Raw genomic sequence first — 520 nt, 5'->3', positions numbered from 1 at the left:
CTGCAGGCCTGCCAGAAGCTCACAAGCCGTGGCAGCAATCCTTGTCGGTGAACCTGTCCGGCTCCGTGCCGGGGTAAGGCGCGATTACCGGGGGAACGTGCAGCATCGGCTGGAAGCTGAAGTAATGATGCAACGCCGCGATCATCTCCTTGATGTCGCCCGGCGGTTCGATCAGCGAGAAGCCGGTATCGAAGCTGCCGGGCGTGACATCCTCGCGCGACCAGAGGCTCAGCGCGCTGAAATCCACATGACGCACCTGGCCGACCTGGCCAGGAATCTTCAGGCGCATCTCGAAACGCACGCCGAGCATCATCGGATAAGGCTGATCAGCATCAGCCGCCCTCGGACAGGTTGCCGATGAAACCCAGCGGTTTGTCGGTGAACCGGTTGAAGACATTGAGGTAATACGGCAACTGGTGTCGCTGGATACGACGCTGATTCGCCATGTTCATTCGATTGGGCCTTAGGGTCTGTTGCCGTTTCGTCGCGAGCCGCGTTGCTGCGTCAAATGGCGCCAGGC

Annotated in this window: 1 pseudogene; it reads right to left on the bottom strand. The window is 60.4% G+C overall.

Annotated features, from left to right (window positions below):
• Positions 1 to 19: 19 nt before the first annotated feature.
• Positions 20 to 452: pseudogene (locus BAY1663_RS22890) on the bottom strand (PilZ domain-containing protein).
• Between the last annotated feature and the right edge of the window lie 68 nt (positions 453 to 520).

The sequence above is a fragment of the Pseudomonas sp. BAY1663 genome, assembly GCF_000582595.1.
Taxonomy (GTDB): domain Bacteria; phylum Pseudomonadota; class Gammaproteobacteria; order Pseudomonadales; family Pseudomonadaceae; genus Stutzerimonas; species Stutzerimonas stutzeri_AF.
The sequence above is the reverse complement of the archived record's forward strand: the minus strand, read 5'-3'. Positions and strand labels throughout refer to the sequence as shown.